This window comes from Marinitoga sp. 38H-ov (assembly GCF_011057715.1).
In the GTDB taxonomy this organism is placed as follows: Bacteria; Thermotogota; Thermotogae; order Petrotogales; family Petrotogaceae; genus Marinitoga.
This window is the reverse complement of the sequence record NZ_LNGH01000007.1, coordinates 86,013-104,698: the sequence shown is the minus strand read 5'-3', so window position 1 is coordinate 104,698 and position 18,686 is coordinate 86,013. Positions and strand designations below refer to the sequence as shown.

General features: G+C 27.2%; 16 protein-coding genes. 9 read left to right on the top strand and 7 right to left on the bottom strand.

Annotated elements, in window-relative coordinates:
* Positions 1 to 207: 207 nt before the first annotated feature.
* From AS160_RS02455 to AS160_RS02430, 6 genes are all read right to left on the bottom strand, one after another.
* Complete coding sequence (locus AS160_RS02455) at positions 208 to 366, bottom strand: hypothetical protein (protein ID WP_165144396.1); 159 nt, start codon at positions 364 to 366, stop codon at positions 208 to 210.
* Positions 367 to 694: 328 nt separating this feature from the next.
* Positions 695 to 1,579, bottom strand: a complete 885-nt coding sequence (locus tag AS160_RS02450; RefSeq protein ID WP_165144395.1) for a glycosidase — start codon at positions 1,577 to 1,579, stop codon at positions 695 to 697.
* A 10-nt stretch (positions 1,580 to 1,589) separates the two neighbouring features.
* Entirely contained in the window at positions 1,590 to 2,408 is an 819-nt protein-coding gene (locus tag AS160_RS02445; RefSeq protein WP_165144394.1) for a carbohydrate ABC transporter permease, read from the bottom strand.
* The gene (locus AS160_RS02440) at positions 2,405 to 3,283 is read right to left on the bottom strand and encodes a sugar ABC transporter permease (protein WP_165144393.1); all 879 of its coding nucleotides are present in this window, start codon (positions 3,281 to 3,283) and stop codon (positions 2,405 to 2,407) included. The genes AS160_RS02445 and AS160_RS02440 overlap by 4 nt, the downstream gene beginning before the upstream one ends.
* Before the next feature lie 4 nt (positions 3,284 to 3,287).
* Entirely contained in the window at positions 3,288 to 4,538 is a 1,251-nt protein-coding gene (locus tag AS160_RS02435) for an extracellular solute-binding protein (RefSeq protein ID WP_165144392.1), read from the bottom strand.
* A 16-nt stretch (positions 4,539 to 4,554) separates the two neighbouring features.
* Entirely contained in the window at positions 4,555 to 5,556 is a 1,002-nt protein-coding gene (locus tag AS160_RS02430) for a LacI family DNA-binding transcriptional regulator (RefSeq protein ID WP_165144391.1), read from the bottom strand.
* A gap of 302 nt (positions 5,557 to 5,858) precedes the next feature.
* Between AS160_RS02430 and AS160_RS02425 the strand changes: the two genes are divergently transcribed.
* Complete coding sequence (locus tag AS160_RS02425; RefSeq protein ID WP_165144390.1) at positions 5,859 to 7,205, top strand: hypothetical protein; 1,347 nt, start codon at positions 5,859 to 5,861, stop codon at positions 7,203 to 7,205.
* A gap of 39 nt (positions 7,206 to 7,244) precedes the next feature.
* On the top strand, positions 7,245 to 9,425 hold the full coding sequence (locus AS160_RS02420; RefSeq protein ID WP_165144389.1) for a hypothetical protein: 2,181 nt from the start codon (positions 7,245 to 7,247) through the stop codon (positions 9,423 to 9,425).
* 14 nt (positions 9,426 to 9,439) lie between these two features.
* Here AS160_RS02420 and AS160_RS02415 read toward each other — a convergent pair whose 3' ends face one another.
* Positions 9,440 to 10,438, bottom strand: a complete 999-nt coding sequence (locus tag AS160_RS02415; protein WP_165144388.1) for a Gfo/Idh/MocA family oxidoreductase — start codon at positions 10,436 to 10,438, stop codon at positions 9,440 to 9,442.
* 197 nt (positions 10,439 to 10,635) lie between these two features.
* Between AS160_RS02415 and AS160_RS02410 the strand changes: the two genes are divergently transcribed.
* The 7 genes from AS160_RS02410 (at position 10,636) to AS160_RS02380 (ending at position 18,686) form a co-directional block, all read left to right on the top strand.
* Positions 10,636 to 11,886: an ABC transporter substrate-binding protein gene (locus AS160_RS02410; protein ID WP_165144387.1), complete on the top strand. Its 1,251-nt coding sequence runs from the start codon at positions 10,636 to 10,638 to the stop codon at positions 11,884 to 11,886.
* 48 nt (positions 11,887 to 11,934) lie between these two features.
* Positions 11,935 to 12,861, top strand: a complete 927-nt coding sequence (locus tag AS160_RS02405) for a sugar ABC transporter permease (protein WP_165144386.1) — start codon at positions 11,935 to 11,937, stop codon at positions 12,859 to 12,861.
* A complete protein-coding gene (locus AS160_RS02400; RefSeq protein WP_165144385.1) occupies positions 12,861 to 13,679 on the top strand; it encodes a carbohydrate ABC transporter permease in 819 nt (272 codons plus the stop codon). Before AS160_RS02405 ends, AS160_RS02400 begins: the two co-directional genes overlap by 1 nt.
* Before the next feature lie 166 nt (positions 13,680 to 13,845).
* The gene (locus AS160_RS02395) at positions 13,846 to 15,066 is read left to right on the top strand and encodes an extracellular solute-binding protein (RefSeq protein WP_165144384.1); all 1,221 of its coding nucleotides are present in this window, start codon (positions 13,846 to 13,848) and stop codon (positions 15,064 to 15,066) included.
* A gap of 57 nt (positions 15,067 to 15,123) precedes the next feature.
* Positions 15,124 to 15,999, top strand: a complete 876-nt coding sequence (locus tag AS160_RS02390; RefSeq protein WP_165144383.1) for a sugar ABC transporter permease — start codon at positions 15,124 to 15,126, stop codon at positions 15,997 to 15,999.
* Positions 15,996 to 16,832 (top strand): carbohydrate ABC transporter permease, encoded by an 837-nt coding sequence (locus AS160_RS02385; RefSeq protein WP_165144382.1) that lies wholly within the window; start codon positions 15,996 to 15,998, stop codon positions 16,830 to 16,832. The genes AS160_RS02390 and AS160_RS02385 overlap by 4 nt, the downstream gene beginning before the upstream one ends.
* 12 nt (positions 16,833 to 16,844) lie before the next feature.
* Positions 16,845 to 18,686 carry a beta-galactosidase gene (locus AS160_RS02380; protein ID WP_165144381.1) on the top strand — a complete coding sequence of 614 codons (1,842 nt, stop codon included), beginning with the start codon at positions 16,845 to 16,847 and terminating at the stop codon, positions 18,684 to 18,686.

The window sequence follows — 18,686 nt, the reverse complement described above, 5'->3', positions numbered from 1 at the left end:
ATATTTTGTTCGTGGTTCTTTGGTTTTAAAATTCCTTTTAAGAATATTATTCTTAATTTCAATATTGTTATAACTTATTATTCTTTGTTTATTTGTTTTTCTTATTTTAGCTTTTAATCATTATTCTATACACTCTTTTATGGTTGATTATTTTTTGCGAATATATGTCTTCTATATCCATATCTTCCTTTAAATTTAAAATATACTTCAATCTCTTAATTCTGTATCTCTTTTTATTCCTCTTTTGTATCTATAATAACTATTCCTCGATATCCCTGCTATTTTACATAATAATGTTATTGGATAGTTCTCTTTTAATCTATCTATTATTCTTATTTTTTTTAGGGTCATTTTCCATTTCTTCATAATCTCAAATACGCATTTTCTGCTTTTAATCTCATCATTTCTTCCTCTATACTTTCTTTTTTAGGTCTTCCACGTTTTTTGCTTGGTGTTCCTTCTATTTTTGCGTTTTTTATTCTCTTGTTTTATCTATTTAGTACATTTTTGCTATTGTTTGATACGGTAATTTTTCAATTACTACTTCTTCTTTAAACTCTTCCGAATACTTTCTAAACTTCTGTCCTTTCTTTGCCATTAAAAAACACCCCCTACTTTTATTTTATCACTTTCGGGGGTGTTTTTTTTATTGTTTCATTTTTTGGGTTCAGATCAGTTTTGGATGGTGATTTAATTATTCTTTAATCCACTTATAAACTTCTTCTTTTGAAATTGTAGCTAATGCAATATAATTATCTGCAGCACCATAATATACATAATACTGATCCTTATATTCAACCATAGCATCAGAAAATACTACCATTGGCACTCCTCCAAATTTTTCCCAAGGTTCTTCTGGTTCTAAAATAGGTTTTTCTGATCTTTTTAATACCTTTGTAGGATCATTTAAATCTAATAACATAAAACCTAATCTATAAATTAATCTTGGAGCATTTTGAACACCATGATATAATAATAACCAACCATATTCTGTTTTAATTGGAGGACCTGCAATACCTATTTTTACATCATCCCAATAACCTTCTCTAGGTTTTGCTATACTTACATAATCTCCCCATGTCTTCAAATCATCTGAAAAGGCTAACCAAATATCTGGTTCCAACCTATGAAACATAACATATTTTCCATTTATTTTTTCTGGTAAAATAGCAGCATCTTTGTTAGGAGTTTCTGGTAATACTATTCCATATCTTTCCCAATTAAAAAAGTTTGTTGTAGATGCCATAGCTACACTAATATTTGTTGGAGAGTATGCTGTATAACACATATAATATTTCCCATCAATGTATGTAAGCCTTGGATCTTCTACACCATACATTTCTGTTATGTCTTCAGGTTCAAAAACTGGTTTTTCCATCCTATTAAAATGAATACCATCAGTACTTACAGCATAACCCATTCTTGATACCATATCTTCCCCTTGAGCTCTATACAACATATGAAATAATTCTCCATCATATACAACTGCAGGATTAAATACAAATCTTGATTCCCATAAATGATTTGGATTAGGAGAAAATAGGGGATTTAATGGATGCCTTTTTAATTTCAAATCCAACTTAAACACCTCACTTTAAAGTAATTGAAATTCCCTGTAAGAAATATTTTCTAAATATCAAAAATAATATAACCATCGGTATAGTCTGTATAACTGATCCTGCTAATACTGGTCCAATATACGCCCCATATTGATGATTAAAACTTGCTAATAAAACAGATAATGGCATTTTATTATAATCTTTTATTACTATTAATGGCCACATAAAATTATCCCATATACCAATAAATGTAAATAATGAAACTATAGCCACAACTGATTTATTTAAAGGTATCATTATTTTAAATATTATCCATAAATCTGTTGCACCATCAATTTTTGCTGCTTCTATATAATCGTTTGGTGTCCCCTTATAACTTTGTGTAATCATAAAAATTCCCCAACCACTCATTAAACTAGGTAAAATCAATGCTGAATAGGTATTTAGTAATCCTAAATTTCTTATTAATATATACATTGGAATTGTAAACATAAAACCAGGAAAAACCATTTGAAATATTAAAAAATCAAAAATTTTATTTCTACCTCTAAATCTAAGTTTAGATAGCGCATAAGATATAGTAGATGAGGTTAAAACAACTGATACTGTTACTGTAACAGAAACAAATAAACTATTAAAAAATGCTCTAATAAATGGACGATCCATTTTTTCAGCGCTTTCTAAAATAAATTTAAAATGGTCTAAAGTAAAATGTGTAGGCCAAAATTTTGTATAAATCTCATTAGATGGTTTTATTGAGGCCATTACTAACCATATATATGGATAAAGCCATAATATAGCTAGCCCAAACATAAATATGTGGAAAATATGACTATTTAATTTCTTCATACTAATTCCACTTCTCTTTCAAATAATTTTCTAGTAATCCAAATTAACCCAAAACTAAAAAAAGCTATAAAAATTGACATAGTTGAAGAGTATGTTGGATCTAATTTTTGAAAAGCAGATGTATACATTACCATCATAGGCATCAATGTACTTCTCATAGGTCCACCACCAGTTATCATATATGGTTCAGTAAATATTCCAAAAGACAAGGATATCGCAAACACCAAAACCATTATTATTGATGGGTTTAATAAAGGAAGTGTAATTTTAAAAAATTTCACATATTTATTTGCTCCATCTAATTCTGCTGCTTCATATATATTTTGAGGAATACTAATTAAACCAGAATATAGTATTAATCCATAATATCCTATAAATTTCCATACTACAATTAATGAGATAGAAAACATCGCTAATTGAGGACTAGTAAACCACGGTATAGTAGTATTAAATAATTTGTATGTTAATTGATTTAAAGGACCATTTTCTGCAAATAGCTTTGAAAACATTATAGAATAAGCTACTCCAGATGAAATATTAGCTACTAAAAAAGATAAGGCTACAAATGTTTTCCCATATTTTAATTTACTTAATGCTAATGCAAACAATAAAGAAAATATTAAAACTATTGGTATATAATACATTAAAAAATTTAAAACATTAAAAAATGATTTCCAAAATATTGGGTCGTATATTATTCTTAAAAAATTTCTAAATCCAGCAAATTGAGGTGTTCCTACATATCTCCATCTAGAAAAAGCTAATATAACTAACCAAACAAAAGGATATCCCCAAAAAATAGCTGCATATATTAAATATGTTGAGGATGTGAGAAGCCCCTTACGGGCTTCTCTTTTTCTCATTTTATTAACCATAAAATCACCAAATTATTCTATTTATCTTTTTAATTGAATCTTTTACAGCAGTTTCAGCATCCTTTTTACCATACATGATTGGCTCAATTAAACTAAATGTCATTTCATCTTGAACATCAACAGTCTTTGTTATTAATGCAGGAGGAATAGCATATCCTACATATTTTGCATATTCTGCTGCCAATGGGTTTTTATCAAAAAATTCTTTAAATAATTCATTTTCAAGCAAATCTGACCTAGCTGGAGGCATTTTTGTCATTTCTAACCACAATTTATCATTTTCCGGATTAGAAAAAACCCATTTTACAAATTCCCAAGCTTCTTTTTGATGTTTAGAAGATTTAAAAATTACTAATCCTTTAGAATCTGCAAAAGTATATATAGGTTTATCTTTTGGATAATTATCTGGAACTATTGGAGGAGTGATTTCAATATTCTTTAGTATTTCAGGGAATTGATTTTCTGCATAAGGGATTTCCCAAGGGCCTTTCAAACTTGCTAAAATTACTCCATTATATAGCGGAGCATTCCCAAGGTCTACAGCTGTCCAGCCATTTTTAAACATTGTTTCAAAAAATTTTGCAACTTCTATTCCAGCTTCATTATTATATACTGCTTTAAATTTTTTTAAATCTATATATGGTTTCCCTTCACTTGCAGCATAATAATATGTAATATAATCAAACCATCTATCCCACCAATTTCTTCCAGCAACTACTCTCATTGTATATTTTTCTTTTGGAACTACAAATTGTTTTGAAAGTTCATATATTTCCGAATATGTTCTTGGGGGTGTATCCCAACCATATTCATTTAAAATATCTTTTCTCCACCATATTAAAATAGGATTTGAATAAATAGGTAATACATATGTTTTACCCATGAATTGCCAACCATCTATTATATTATTCATTTTTCTTGTGGAAATTAATTCATTAAATCCTTGTAATTTATTTAATTCAACTAGTTGATCTAATTCAATTAATTGAGCAGCAAACCCAGAAAAAATATTTGTACAAATATCTGGTGTTCTCCCTGACGCTATAGCACTTAAAATTGCTTCTTCAGAACTTCCTGCGGCTGGTATAGTTGTCCATTCAATATCTATATTTGGATTCTGTTTTTCATATTCTGCAACTAATTTTTTCCAAAAAGCTTCTTGATTCGGATTTGGCGCTGTCCAAAATACTAGGGTTGTCTTTGCAAAAGAAAAAATAAACATTGTTAAAAAAATAAAAGTGATAATCTTTTTCATTTTTTTACCTCCCTTGTTAATCTTCCTTGTTGAATTTCTTTGTTGAATTTCTTTCAATAAATTCTGTAAACAAAGATGTTACGTACGGATGCATATTTTTCCCATTTATTAAATCAATTACTCTTTCAAAAGCAACATTTCCCATTTCATATTTAAATACTTTTACTGTTGACAAAGATGGTTCAATCGTTGAAGAAAAAACAATATCATCAAATCCTATTATTTGTATTTCATTCGGAACTTTCACATTTTTTGATTTCAACGCATTTAAAATCATTATAGCTATAGGATCATTTGATGCAAAAATAATTTCAGGCTTTTTAGATAATATTAAATTTATAATATAGTTTATAGATTCTTGATTTTCAGCAACTTCATATGTTATTGGTAACAAATTATTTTTTTTCATCGCTAGTTTATAACCTTCATATCTTCTTCTAAAACCATAAAATTCTAATGGCCCATGTACATGCACTATTTTTTTATAATTTCTTTTAATCATTTTATCAATAACATAATAAGCACCATCAAAACCATTTGATATTACAGCGTTTATTTTTCTTCCTACTATATAATTATCTACTAAAACAATATTTATATTACTATTTAAAATTTCATCAGGAATTTTATCAGATCCAATAATTAAAATACCATCACAATCTTTTTCGCTTTTCAAATATTCATTAAAAGTAAATAACCTTATTTTGGATTTATTTTCTTTAGCACCATCATATATCCCTTCTAAAACAGTAGAATAAAAATCCATTTCTCCAAATTCATTTTTATTTTTTTCTAATATATTTTTTATTCTATCGCTAAATAATACTCCTATTTTGAATCCGTATTTTACTTTCGCAAGATGTTTTGCTTGACTTGAAGGCTTATAATTTAATTCTTCTATTGCTTTTAAAACTTTTATTTTTGTTTTTTCAGAAACCTTGCCTTTATTATTTATTACTCTCGATACTGTAGCTATTGATGTTCCAGCTAGTTTTGCAACATCTTCAATTGTAGCCATAATTTTACCTCCTTGTAAGCGCTTAACCCAATATAATAATAACATATTATTGCATAATATTAAATACTTATAAATTACTATTATTTCATATTATTTTCAAATATGTAGAAATATTTAAAAATTCTTTTGTTTTACATATTTTTTTATTTTAAATCAAATAAAAAAGAAAAAAATTAAATATATTTATTCCTATATCCCAATAAATGGTTTTAATAAACAATTATCAAATTTTATAAACTTGAATAAAAATTATATAATAAATTGTAAGCGCTTAACCTAAAATATTAAAAGGGGGCTAAAAAATGAAAAAAGGTATTTTTTTTGCAATTATAGTTTTATTATCAGTATTTGTTATGGCCGAAGAAAGAGTTATCGAAGTAAAAACTGATCAAATGACATGGATGGATATTCCATATGCTATTTCTTTCTCAAAAATGCTAGATATTGTTGGAGAAGATTTTGATGCAAATTGGTATTCTATTAGAGTAATCGATGAAAATGGAAATTATTTACCATATCAAATTGATGATATTGATGGAAATCAAAGAATTTCATCTGATGACATTTTATTATTTACTTTCAAAAAATCTGCTAAAATAGTAATTTCAGATGATTCCGATATGGATTTAATGACATTCGAACAATATTTCACAGTTACTGAAGAAAACGGAGAATATTTTGTAAAATCAAACGACTTTGATGTTAAAATAAATAAATATGGTTTAGCTAACATTATTAGATATAAAGATATAGAAGGAACTATCTATAATGAATTAGGTACTGCTAGAATAGCTGGATGGTCTGGAAGCACATATTATATTGATGGAAAATTAGGAAAACACGTAGAATTCACATCTTCTGGATTTGACATTGAAAATGTAAGAGTTTTAGAAGCTGGACCTATAGCTGTAACTGTAGTTTCTGACTTATATTCTAGATTATTGCCAGGTTTGAATCAACATATAATAACTCATATTTTTAAAACTGGCGACGTTTTAGTAAAAAACACTTTCGAATTTACTAATTATGTTGATTTAATGAAATTACAAGTTATGGCTACAGCACCTATAACAAGTATAGATGATAGCGCTTTACATATTTTACCTATGTTTAGAAGAATGGTTTGGGCAGAACAAATAAACGGAACTCCTCTTGATTATTGGACACAAAGAAACGCTGTTAAATATGTGAATGGAAAACCATATATTGAATTTTCAGCTATTGATTCAATGAAACCATTATGGTGGGGCGCTACATATGCATTTGTTTCAGAAGAAAGTTGGAGAGCAAACTTCTCACCAAAATATGGCTTGGGAGCTGCTGAAATATTACCTGAAAAACCAGTTATTTATTCAGATTTAAAAGAATTTGTGTTTAATGATTTCTGGTTCTATGAAAGTAGAGAATTTAGAGATGGTATTTTCAGATGGTTACCAGGAGAAATGGATAATTATGAAGCAACGAAGGGAGTATTCCCTCCATATTCTGAAGAAAATGTGGGTAATCATTGGATGGCTAAATTCAAAGCAGGTGACGTTGTTGAATATACAAGATATTATTCATTATTTCAATCAAGAGATGCAAATGAAGCTATTGACTTTTTAGAAAAAAGAACAATGGAAATTCAAAAAACTCATATATCAGAATAATAAACAGGGCACTTAGGTGCCCATTTTTGGAGGTAAAAAATGAAAAAAATATTTTTTTTCTTATTTATTTTTTTTACTATCAATATTTTTTCTATTAATTTAAATTTTAATCATTTAGAATTTTTAAGAGATACTTTTAAAATTGGTAACAAAGACTATATAGGATATTGGATTTATGCTGATAAATATGGAAGTAGATATGTTCATAAAGATGCTCCTGGTGAAGGAGTAACATGTGTCGATGATGTTGCAAGGGTTGCTATTTTATACACAGATTTATACAAAATGGAAAAAAAAGATATATATTACGAAAGAGCAAAAGAAGCTTTAGAGTTTGTATTAGCTATGCAAGATTATGATGGAGATTTTTATAATTTTATCTTTGATAATGGCCAAATTAACAAATTAGGTATCACAAGCAAAAAATCTGCTAGCTGGTGGGCTGCAAGAGCTTTTTGGGCTATTAGTAATGCAATAAACGTATTTCCAAATGTGGAATTTAATAATGCATTAATTAAATCAGCTACCAAAGTAAAAAAAATATTATTAAATAATTTAAATTCAGAATATCTTTTAAACAATAGTACTGATGTAACTGCATTATTAATACTAGGATTAAGCAAGTATTATAAATATTCAAATAATCCAAATGATTTAGAATATATTATTAAATTATCTGATTCAATATTAAACTATCAAATAAAAAACGGACCTTATTATGGAACATATAATGAAGGAAATAAAAATGATTTTTTATGGCACTCATGGGGGTCTCGCCAAGGAGAAGCATTAATTGAAGCATACAATATAACTAAAGACAAAAAATATTTAAACTCTGTTATTGAATACGTAAATTTTTATGATTTATTATTATCTATAGGTCCAATATATGAAATAAAAAATTACATAAAAATATATCCTTATCTTTCGTATGGAGTAGAAGCTATTGTTTCCACTTTATCCAAATTATTTTTAGTGACTAATAATGATATATATGCTATTAAAGCATTCTTATTTGGATCATTTTATTCTGGAAATAATCATTTAAATATTCCAATGTTAGGTTATAATGGCGAAGGGTTTGATGGAATGCATTCTGTTTATGTCAACCAAAATGCTGGAGCAGAATCTACTATATCAGCATTATTAGCTCTGGAAAGATTAAATGAATTACCTAAAAAATTTGAAAAATTCTATTATTCTAAAACTATTAGTGGGAATAAAGCAATTTTATTTGAGGCTGAAAAAATGGATACTGGTATATATTATTTTGAATTAGACAATTCTGGCAATATTCAAATTAAAACTAAAGAAAAAATTGCTTTAAAAACCAAAATTGATTTCTCAGGAGAATATTATATTTATTTAATAGGAAATATTCCTGAATCAAAAATTACAATTTATTCTGGAAAAAATAAAATTACTACAGAAAAAAATTATATTTCTATAAACTTAGAAAAAGGAAAATTAACTATTTCTATTTCACCACAAAATAATTCTACATTATATTTAGATCAAATATTATTAATACCAAAAAATTATAGTTACATTATAAAATTAGATGATGAATATTATGAAATTAACGACTTAACAGTTAAAAATATTAATTACGAATATAAATCTGATTTGAAAAACATTTCAAATCTATCAATAAATTCATTCAACATTGATAATTATTATATTTTAGATTTGGATAATGTTTTTAATAATGATGGTATAACATCATTTTCTCAAAGAAAAGAAGGAAATTTTGATAATCCTGATGGTGTGTTTGGAGCAAAATATCCATCTGAAGAAATAGAAAAATTATTATCAAATAATATACTTGAATTTAGAAATATTCCTTTTAAAATAAAAATTAAAAGTAATGATAATCTTGTATGTGCTGGTCAAAAACTGGAATTAAATAATTTAAAAGGAGAAAAGTTATATATTTTAGGATCATCAGAGCATGGAAGTTACCAAGAAAAATTATTAATCGAATACGCAGATGGAGATATTCAAGAAGAATTGCTAAGTTTTTCTGATTGGTGTCAACAGCCGATTTTCAAAGAAACTATAGTTATTGATACCATTTATAGATATAATGGAATTGGTGTAAAAGAAAACTTAAACCCAAAAATTTATTTAAATACATTTGATTTAAAAAATAAAAAAATAAAAAATATATATTTACCTAAAAAACCTACAATGCATATTTTTGCAATAACTATAAAATAAAGGGCCAACGCCCTTTATTTTATTAAATCATTTATATATATTCTTTTTTCACCATTTGATTTAATTGATGCTTCTATAAAAGCAAGATCTTTTAATGCTTCTTCTACATTACCTAAATCGTTTTCTTTTCCGTTTATTACTTCATAAAAATCTTCAAATTCTTTTTTGTATGAATCTTCATCATGAGTTTTATACTCATCATAATAGTGTATAGTTTTATTTCTATAATTTACAACTTTAATAATATCATCTTCAAAAATAATATCTCCAAATTCACCTTTAATCATCAATCTATTTTTCCCATCTAATGCATATGAAACATTATAATTACCTAATACCCCATTTTCAAATTCAAATGTTGAAGATAGCAAATCAGGACCCCCAAGATAATCTGCTATGTTTTTTACTGTTCCATATACCCATTTTATATCTCCAAAAATCTTTCTCATGCTAGCAACATGATGAACACCAGCATCAGATATAAAACCTCCAATATGCTCAGGATTTTGTCTCCACTTAGTATTTGCATATTTATTTTCTTTTGTCATATAAATCCATAAATTCCATTGTAAATAATAAATTTTTCCTATTTTTGTAGTTAATTCTTTTATCTTATCAAAAGCAGAAAAATGTCTATAATTTTCTGCAATATAAACTATGCTTTCATAATTTTTTGTTATTTCTACTATTTTTTTACCTTCTTCAACATTAATAGAAATTGGTTTTTCACAAATAACATTAACTCCTTTTTTTAATGCTTTTTCTATAAATTCATAATTAAACTGTACAGGAAGCGCTAAATCTACAGCATCAACATTTTCTAATAATTCTTCATATGTATCACAAATTATAGGATCGTTATCTACAAGTTTTGAAAACTGAATTGCTTTTTCTTTAGTTTTATTAAACAAGGCTACGATTTCAAATTTATCCTTTAATTCTTTTAATCCAGGTAAATGCAAATCTCTCGCAGCTATACCAGTTCCTACAATACCTAATCTTATTCTATTCATTTTATCACCCCTATTTTATTTTACCATATTTTATTTACTTTTTTTAAAAATAATAGATATTTATTATTAATAAGTGATATTTACATGTTATTAACTATAATAAATTATATTAATATTTTATTAATAATGAAAAATATGTTTTAATTTTATTAGCCTTAAACTCTAAAAGGAATATTTCTTTGAAAAGGGGGGATAACATGAAAAAGTTATTTTTAGGATTAATAGTAGTTTTATTGATTTTTTCTAGTGTATTTGCAGCTTCAAACGACTTAGAAATATTTAGCTGGTGGACAGGAGGAGGAGAAGAAGAAGGTTTATTAGCTTTATTCGCTAAATTTAATCAATACTATCCTAACATCAATATTATTAACGCAGCTGTTGCTGGCGGCGCAGGAACTAATGCTAAAGCTGTATTGAAAACAAGAATGTTAGGTGGAAATCCACCAGATTCTTTCCAAGTTCACGCTGGAATGGAATTAACAGATACATATGTAATTCCTGGATTAATGGAACCATTAACAAATTATTTAAAAGAATGGGGTGTGTATGATAAATTTCCTAAAGATGTAATGGAAATTGTTAGTTATCAAGGTGAAGTTTATTCAATTCCAGTAAATGTTCATAGAGGAAATGTTGTATTTTATAATAAAAAAATATTTAGAGAATTAGGTTTAACAAAAGAGCCAACTACATGGGCAGAGTTCTTTGATGCAATGAAAAAAGCTCAAGAAGCGGGATATATACCACTTGCATTAGGTGATAAAAACAAATGGACTTTAACTCATTTATTTGAAAATATTATGCTTTCCGTATTTGGATCTGATGGATATAAAGGGTTATTTACAGGAAAAACTTCTTTTGATTCACCCGAATTAGAAATGTCATTGGTTTTACTTGAAAGAATGATTCCATACTTTAATAGAGATCACTCTGCATTAACTTGGCAAGATGCTGGAAGACTTGTTTTTGAAGGAAAAGCATTATTTAATGTAATGGGTGACTGGGAAGAAGGTTATTTCAAAACATTAGGCTGGAAACCAGATGTGGACTTTGGATGGTTTGCTTTACCTGGAACAGATAATGCCTTTATGTTTATTTCTGATACATTTGGATTACCAAAAGGAGCTCCTCATAGAGAAAATGCATTAAAATGGTTAAAATTTATTGCAACAAAAGAAGCTCAAGATATTTTCAATCCTATTAAAGGATCTATCCCTGCAAGAATTGATGCAGACAAATCCAGATATGATGTTTATTTAACCTGGTCAATGAATGATTTTGCTAAAGTTTCTGTAGTTCCATCAATTATACACGGCTCAGCTGCTCCCGAAGGATTTGTAACTACCTTAAATGACGCATTAAATAGATTTATTGTAAAGAAAAATATTTCTAATACATTGAGAGATATTATTTGGGCTGCAGAAGATCAAGGTTATTTGACAGAATGACTAATACCCGGTTCTTAGAACCGGGTATTAAAATAAGGTGGTGATTAAATGAGCATACAAAAAAATAAATCAAAAATAGGTTTTTACATAATATTGCCTTCATTAATTTTGATTGGAATCTTTGTATATTATTTTATTTTTTGGACAATTAGGACTTCTTTTTCTGATTGGAATAGTTTTAGTAAATTATTAAAAGGTATATATAATTTTGTAGGTTTTAGAAATTATCAAAGAATATTTTTGGATGAAAGATTTCAAACTGACCTATGGAACACATTATTTTTTACAATATTTTTTATAGCAGGATCAATTGGATTAGGACTATTTTTAGCAAACTTAATAGATAAAGGACTAAAAGGCTCTAGATTTTTTCAAAGTTTATTTTTATTTCCAATGGCAATAGCATTTGTTGTTACTGGAACTGTTTGGAGTTGGATATTTGCACCTGGAAATATTCCCAAAGATCCTCAAGGAATCAACCTTTTATTTAAAAATCTTGGTTTGGAAAAATTACAATGGTTATGGTATACAAGTTCTGAAAGTGTTGGAAAGTTTAATTTAGCTTTAATACCAGTAATAATTGCTGCAATATGGCAAATGTCCGGATATATAATGGCTATGTATTTAGCAGGATTAAAAGCTATTCCTAATGAAATACTTGAAGCTGCAAAAGTTGATGGTGCTAATGATAGATATATTTTTTGGAAAATTAAAATGCCACTATTAAAACCTATTACTTTAAGTACTATGATAGTATTAGGACATGTATCATTAAAAATATTTGATTTAATATATGCAATGACAGGAAGTGGACCTAATAATGTTACTGATGTTCCAGCAATATATATGTTTGAATTAACATTCAGATCAAATAGATATGCATTAGGTTCTGCTATTTCTGTAATTATGTTATTAATGGTTGCTGTAATAATAATACCTTACTTATATTCATCCCTTAGAAGGGGTGTGAGCTGATGATAAAATCAAAAATTATTATATATTATATTATTTTAGTAATAGTTTCATTATTTTTTATCACTCCATTTTATGTAACTCTTATTACTAGTTTTAAACCTTTAAGTGAAATATCAATAGCTAATATGTGGAACTTTCCAAAGCACTTCTCTTTAGAAGGATTTATAGGTGCATATAAAAAATTAGCTCCTAATATGAAAAACAGTTTTTATTTAACAATTCCTGCAACTATAATATCTGCAATATTAGGTTCAATAAATGGATTTGCATTATCAAAATTAAGATTTAAATATTCAAATTTAGTTTTTGCACTAATTTTATTTGGAATGTTTATACCTTACCAAAGTGTTTTGTTTCCATTAATCCAATTTTTTCAAAAAATTGGATTATACGGCACTATTCCTGCATTAATAATAATACACGTAATTTACGGAATTCCAATAACCACATTGATGTTTAAAAATTATTATGAAGAAATCCCTGATGAATTAATAGAAGCCGCTTCTATTGATGGAGCAAATCTATATAATGTTTATACTAAAATATTACTTCCAATTTCAATTCCAGGTTTTGTAGTTGTAGCAATTTGGCAATTTACAAATATTTGGAATGAATTTTTGTTTGCAGTTACTGTAACTAATAATCCCGCAAAACAACCCATAACAGTAGCTCTTGTAAATCTTGCAGGAAGTCAGGTTGTTGAATGGAATATACAAATGGCAGGAGCATTAATAGCTGCATTGCCTACTTTAATTGTATATATAGCATTAGGAAAATATTTTATCAGAGGTTTATTAGCAGGATCAGTAAAAGGATAAACATTTCAATTTTTATCATTAATTGACTTTATTTATATATATTTATATATAATTTTCCATAATTCTTTTTTACAATATTTGGATAAAAAGGTTAATTATGTTTTAATATTATCGGTAACGTTATCGGTAACCTTTACGATAACTCAAAAATTATGGAGGTGTGATTATGAAGAGGGGATTAGTATTTTTAATGGTAGTTATTTTTGCTTTTAGTGCTTTTGCAAAGACTAAACTTGTTATAAACAGTAACGCATCTGATCCAGCACCAAGAGAAGCTTTTAAAAAAGTTGTTGCTTTATTCCAAGAAAAACATCCAGAATATGATGTTGTAGTTAATACATTCCCACATGAAGACTTTAAAACTTTATTGAGAACATGGCTAAATTCTAAAGAAGCTCCAGATGTAGTTACATGGTTTGCCGGGGAAAGAATGAGATATTTTGCAGAAAAAGGATTATTATTACCTTTAGATGATGTATTTACTGATATGTCTTTTGAAGATTATTTCCCAGGTTCATTTAAAAGCGCATCTGAATATAATGGCAAAATTTATTTCTTACCTTTCACATGGTATTGGTGGAGTGTATATTATAATACAGAAGTATTTGAAAAATATAATTTAACTCCTCCTGTAACATGGTCACAATTCTTAAATATTTGTGAAGTATTAAAGGAAAATGGAGTTACACCTATCACTATTGGTACAAAATACTTATGGCCAACTGGTGGATGGTTTGATTACTTAGATATGAGAGTAAATGGATATGATTTCCACATGGATTTAACAGCAGGTAAAATTCCATATACTGATGAAAGAGTAAAAAAAGTATTTGAATATTGGAAACAATTAGTAGATAATGGCTATTTCTTAGAAAATCATTCATCATATACTTGGCAAGATGCTGCAAGTTTCTTATTTAGAGGAGAAGCTGGAATGTATTTAATGGGTCAATTCATAAAAGATGTTGCTCCTGCAGAAGTAAAAGACAAACTTGATTTCTTCAGATTCCCTATTATCGATGGTAATGTTGGAGTATATGAAGAAACACCTATAGATGGATTTATGGTTCCTGCTAAAGCTAATAATCCTGATGGTGCAAAAGAATTTATTAAATTCTTAGCATCAAAAGAAGTTCAAGATATGTATTCAAAAGAATTAGGAAGATTAGCAGCTAATAAGGATGTTACTCCTCCAGACGCACATGCTCAAAAAGGATTAGATTTAGTATTAGCATCAGATGGTGTTGCACAATTCTATGATAGAGATACAGATCCTGAAATGGCTACATTTGGTATGAATAAATTTGTTGAATTTATGACATTCTCACAAAGATTAGATGTTATTTTAAAACAATTAGAATTCCAAAGAAGAAAGATTTTTAAATGATAAGTAGGAGGGGATTCCCCTCCTTTTTTAAAAAAACTAGTTAAAGGTGGTATTAATATGAAGAAAAAGTGGTGGATCCCTTATGCATTTCTAGCATTACCATTAACTATGTATTTAATATGGGTTATTATACCTATTTTTCAAACATTCATTATTAGTTTTACAGATTGGGACAGTGTTTCACCATCATACAATTTTATTGGATTTGAAAATTATAAAATGCTTTTTTATGACTACTATTTTTTAACTTCTTTATTAAATAATATCAAATGGATGGTTGGATTTGTAATTGTAGCGATTCCAGTTGGTTTAGGCATAGCTATGCTTATGGATCAAAAGTATAAAGGAAATAAATTTTATAAAACAATGATGTATTTACCTATGACTTTATCTTTTGTAGTTATTGGTGAAATATGGACTTGGATACTTGAACCTAATCATGGTGTTATTAATGAGTTTTTAAGAGGAATTGGTTTAGGAAATTTAGCAAAACCTTGGTTAAGTGATCCTAATTTAGTAACATATGCTTTAATATTTGCTGCATTATGGAGGCAAATATCATATGCTATGGTTTTATTTTTAGCAGGACTTCAAAGTGTTCCCACAGAACAAGTTGAAGCTGCATATGTTGATGGTGCAAATAGTTGGCAACGATTTTGGTATGTTATTTTACCAGCGTTAAGACCTGCTATGGTAATTGCTATAACTGTGAATGTAATTGACTCTTTAAGAGCTTTCGATATAGTGTTTGTTATTACAAGAGGAGGACCTTTCTATTCTTCAAGTGTAATGGCAAATTACATGTATATAGAATCGTTTAATAATTATAATATGGGATATGGTGCTGCAATTGCAGTTATACAATTCTTTATCACATTAGGATTTATCATTTGGTACTTGATTAATTCCTTTAAAAAGGAGGATAATTTATGACAAAAACTGCAATATACAAAAAATATTTATTTTATATATTATCCACTATAATTATAGTTATATGGTTAATTCCTTTTGTAATTGCTGTATTAACTTCATTTAAAACTATGGATGAAATATCTTTTGGAGCTAATTGGTTTAAACTTCCTGAAAAATGGTCTTTAGAAGGATATATAACGGCCTGGAAAAACGCTCATATATATACATACTATTTAAATACTTTTTTAATAGCTGCTGTTTCAACTTTAGGTGCATTATTTTTATCAAGTTTGGGCGCATATGCTTTAAGTTGGTATGACTTTAAATTAAGAAAACCTATTTTAATTATTTTTGTAGCAGGAATGCTAATCCCATTTCAAATGTTATTGATACCAGTTTATAAGTTTTCTGTAAATACTGGATTATATGATACATATCCGGGATTAATATTATTTCATATAGCTTTCCAACTTGGATTTTGTACATTCTTTTTAAGAAATTTTATGATAACTATTCCAAAAAGTATTTTTGAAGCTGCTAGAATAGATGGAGCTAATGATTTTAAAATATATTATAGTATAATGCTTCCATTAATCAAACCTGCAATTGCAGCTTTAGGGATTTTAGAATTTACCTGGATATGGAATGACTATTTATGGGCTTTGATATTAATTCAAAGTGATACAAAAAAACCTATCACTCTAGGTTTAACTACTTTGCAAGGACAATGGGTAACTAGTTGGAATGTTATTGCTGCTGCATCAATATTAGCTGCTATTGTTCCTATTATTGTATTTTTAATGTTCCAAAAATATTTTATACAAGGTTTAACAATGGGAAGTGTAAAAGGCTAAGGAGGAATTTATATGAATATATATGGTGCTGATTATTACCCAGAACATTGGCCAGAAGAAGATTGGGAAAAACATATAAAAATAATGAAAGAATTTGAAATTGAATGGCTAAGAATAGGAGAATTTTCTTGGGCTTTATTAGAACCTAAAGAAGGTGAATTTAATTTTGAAATATTTGATAAAGCAATACCTATGTTAAAAAATGAAGGGTTTAAATTAATATTGGGAACACCAACCCCTACGCCACCTGCATGGTTAATAAAAAAGTTCCCAGAAATACAACCTATTGATGAACATGGTCATATTAGAGAATTTGGAAGCAGAAGGCATTATTGTTTTGATAATGATAACTTTATTCATTATTCTCTAAGAATTACTGAAAAATTTGTTGAAAGATATTATAAATATGCTGACATGTGGCAAATAGATAATGAATTTGGTTGTCATGAAACAACATACTGTTATAATGAAGAGACTAGAATATCTTTTATTAATTGGTTAAAAGAAAAATACCATTCATTAGAAAATTTAAATCATACTTGGGGTGGAGCTTTTTGGAGTCAATTATATTCTGATTGGGATGAAATTACAATCCCAAAAAACACTCCAACATTTAAAAATCCTCATCAAATGTTAGATTTTCATAGGTTTTCTTCAGATAATGTTATTAAATATTCTAAAATGCATACAGATATTATTAGAAAATATTCTGATAAACCTATAACTCATAATCTTATGGTAGATTTTTTTGATATTGACTATTTTAAATACTCAAAAGATTTAGATATAGTTTCTTGGGATAATTATATCCCAACAGATGAATATGATTTTTATCATCAAAGCGCAAATCATGATTTAATGAGATCATTGAAAAAGATACCTTATTTTGTAATGGAGCAACAACCTGGAAGAGTAAATTGGAGAATAATAAACAATCAATATTCTCCAGAATATATTGATTTTTGGACAAAACAATCATATTTACATGGAGCAGATGGAAGTATTGTTTTTAGATTTAGAGAACTCCCATATGGTGCTGAACAATACCATGGCGCATTAGTCGATTATACTGGAACTCCTACTGAAAGACTTAAATATTATATAAAATCAAAACATGAGACTTCAAATTGTATTATTCCTAAAAAAGAAGTAGCAATATATTTTTCATATGAAAATGCATGGATTCATAGAATTAACCATTTAAATACAACATTTAATTATTGGAATGCTATTGTAGAAATTTATAAGGCTATAAAAATGTTTGGATACAATGTTGATTTTGTATATGGAGAGGATAAAATAGATGAATATGAATTAATTATTATTCCATATGCTATGAATATAGATAATGAGTTTTTAAATTCACTAAAAAAGTATAATGGAAAAATTATTATGACCGCTATGAGCGGAATTAAAGATGATAGAAATTGGATAAACAAAGAAAAATATAATGAATTATTTAATAAATTTGGAATAAAAATTGATGATTTTTCTGGCGAAAAAGATGTAGAAATATTATATAAAAATAATATTTTAAAAGGAAAATTTTGGTCAGATAAAATAATTGTAAAAGATTCAGAAATATTATCTATTTTAAATAATACAGCTTTTAAAAACCATCCAATAATTACCAAAAAAGAAAAAAATATATATATTGGTACAGTATTAAATTATCTTGATTTTTCATATATTTTATCATCATTATTAATACCTAAAGTAATAGGCAAAGATATATTGGTTACAAATACAAATGATGGTATAATAATTTTAAATGCCAAAAACACAAAAAACATTATATATATTAATAATGAAAAAATTGAAATGGAGGCATTTGAAATTATAAAAAAGGGATGA

Excerpts from the sequence above, each read along its gene's own strand:
- AS160_RS02455 (WP_165144396.1), bottom strand. The coding sequence starts at position 366 with ATGAAGAAATGGAAAATGACCCTAAAAAAAATAAGAATAATAGATAGA.
- AS160_RS02445 (WP_165144394.1), bottom strand. The coding sequence starts at position 2,408 with ATGAAGAAATTAAATAGTCATATTTTCCACATATTTATGTTTGGGCTA.
- AS160_RS02440 (WP_165144393.1), bottom strand. The coding sequence starts at position 3,283 with ATGGTTAATAAAATGAGAAAAAGAGAAGCCCGTAAGGGGCTTCTCACA.
- AS160_RS02435 (WP_165144392.1), bottom strand. The coding sequence starts at position 4,538 with ATGAAAAAGATTATCACTTTTATTTTTTTAACAATGTTTATTTTTTCT.
- AS160_RS02430 (WP_165144391.1), bottom strand. The coding sequence starts at position 5,556 with ATGGCTACAATTGAAGATGTTGCAAAACTAGCTGGAACATCAATAGCT.
- AS160_RS02425 (WP_165144390.1), top strand. The coding sequence starts at position 5,859 with ATGAAAAAAGGTATTTTTTTTGCAATTATAGTTTTATTATCAGTATTT.
- AS160_RS02420 (WP_165144389.1), top strand. The coding sequence starts at position 7,245 with ATGAAAAAAATATTTTTTTTCTTATTTATTTTTTTTACTATCAATATT.
- AS160_RS02415 (WP_165144388.1), bottom strand. The coding sequence starts at position 10,438 with ATGAATAGAATAAGATTAGGTATTGTAGGAACTGGTATAGCTGCGAGA.
- AS160_RS02410 (WP_165144387.1), top strand. The coding sequence starts at position 10,636 with ATGAAAAAGTTATTTTTAGGATTAATAGTAGTTTTATTGATTTTTTCT.
- AS160_RS02405 (WP_165144386.1), top strand. The coding sequence starts at position 11,935 with ATGAGCATACAAAAAAATAAATCAAAAATAGGTTTTTACATAATATTG.
- AS160_RS02400 (WP_165144385.1), top strand. The coding sequence starts at position 12,861 with ATGATAAAATCAAAAATTATTATATATTATATTATTTTAGTAATAGTT.
- AS160_RS02395 (WP_165144384.1), top strand. The coding sequence starts at position 13,846 with ATGAAGAGGGGATTAGTATTTTTAATGGTAGTTATTTTTGCTTTTAGT.
- AS160_RS02390 (WP_165144383.1), top strand. The coding sequence starts at position 15,124 with ATGAAGAAAAAGTGGTGGATCCCTTATGCATTTCTAGCATTACCATTA.
- AS160_RS02385 (WP_165144382.1), top strand. The coding sequence starts at position 15,996 with ATGACAAAAACTGCAATATACAAAAAATATTTATTTTATATATTATCC.
- AS160_RS02380 (WP_165144381.1), top strand. The coding sequence starts at position 16,845 with ATGAATATATATGGTGCTGATTATTACCCAGAACATTGGCCAGAAGAA.